At 55.2% G+C, this 1,692-nt stretch carries 1 rRNA gene; it reads left to right on the top strand.

From position 1 onward, the window contains the following. Positions 1-132 precede the first annotated feature (132 nt). Positions 133-1,654 (top strand): 16S ribosomal RNA (locus EDF20_RS15530). The last annotated feature ends 38 nt before the right edge of the window (positions 1,655-1,692 follow it).

The following is a 1,692-nucleotide window of genomic DNA, read 5'->3' on the forward strand; positions in this document are numbered from 1 at the left end:
GGCTTCGGTCGTCGATGGTGTTTAGGTTTCTTTGAGATTGACGGACAATCAACAATCGTCAGATTGTTTTGTTCTTTCAGTCAGCATCAAATTCAGCAGTTATCACCTTTTTCCGGTGGTTCTGTTTTTTCTTTTACGGAGAGTTTGATCCTGGCTCAGGACGAACGCTGGCGGCGTGCTTAACACATGCAAGTCGAACGATGAACTCCAGCTTGCTGGGGGGATTAGTGGCGAACGGGTGAGTAACACGTGAGTAACCTGCCCTTGACTCTGGGATAAGCGCTGGAAACGGCGTCTAATACCGGATACGAGCTTCAGCCGCATGGCTAGGAGTTGGAAAGAATTTTGGTCAAGGATGGACTCGCGGCCTATCAGCTAGTTGGTGAGGTAATGGCTCACCAAGGCGACGACGGGTAGCCGGCCTGAGAGGGTGACCGGCCACACTGGGACTGAGACACGGCCCAGACTCCTACGGGAGGCAGCAGTGGGGAATATTGCACAATGGGCGCAAGCCTGATGCAGCAACGCCGCGTGAGGGACGACGGCCTTCGGGTTGTAAACCTCTTTTAGTAGGGAAGAAGCGAAAGTGACGGTACCTGCAGAAAAAGCACCGGCTAACTACGTGCCAGCAGCCGCGGTAATACGTAGGGTGCAAGCGTTGTCCGGAATTATTGGGCGTAAAGAGCTCGTAGGCGGTTTGTCGCGTCTGCTGTGAAATCTGGGGGCTCAACCCCCAGCCTGCAGTGGGTACGGGCAGACTAGAGTGCGGTAGGGGAGATTGGAATTCCTGGTGTAGCGGTGGAATGCGCAGATATCAGGAGGAACACCGATGGCGAAGGCAGATCTCTGGGCCGTAACTGACGCTGAGGAGCGAAAGCGTGGGGAGCGAACAGGATTAGATACCCTGGTAGTCCACGCCGTAAACGTTGGGAACTAGATGTGGGGACCATTCCACGGTCTCCGTGTCGCAGCTAACGCATTAAGTTCCCCGCCTGGGGAGTACGGCCGCAAGGCTAAAACTCAAAGGAATTGACGGGGGCCCGCACAAGCGGCGGAGCATGCGGATTAATTCGATGCAACGCGAAGAACCTTACCAAGGCTTGACATATACCGGAAACGGCCAGAGATGGTCGCCCCGCAAGGTCGGTATACAGGTGGTGCATGGTTGTCGTCAGCTCGTGTCGTGAGATGTTGGGTTAAGTCCCGCAACGAGCGCAACCCTCGTTCTATGTTGCCAGCACGTAATGGTGGGAACTCATAGGAGACTGCCGGGGTCAACTCGGAGGAAGGTGGGGATGACGTCAAATCATCATGCCCCTTATGTCTTGGGCTTCACGCATGCTACAATGGCCGGTACAAAGGGCTGCGATACCGTAAGGTGGAGCGAATCCCAAAAAGCCGGTCTCAGTTCGGATTGAGGTCTGCAACTCGACCTCATGAAGTCGGAGTCGCTAGTAATCGCAGATCAGCAACGCTGCGGTGAATACGTTCCCGGGCCTTGTACACACCGCCCGTCAAGTCATGAAAGTCGGTAACACCCGAAGCCAGTGGCCTAACCCCTTGTGGGATGGAGCTGTCGAAGGTGGGATCGGTGATTAGGACTAAGTCGTAACAAGGTAGCCGTACCGGAAGGTGCGGCTGGATCACCTCCTTTCTAAGGAGCATGTACCAGCCCCGCGGTATACACGGGGA

Origin of the sequence: Frigoribacterium sp. PhB116 (genome assembly GCF_004364285.1) — a bacterium.
In the GTDB taxonomy this organism is placed as follows: domain Bacteria; phylum Actinomycetota; class Actinomycetes; order Actinomycetales; family Microbacteriaceae; genus Frigoribacterium.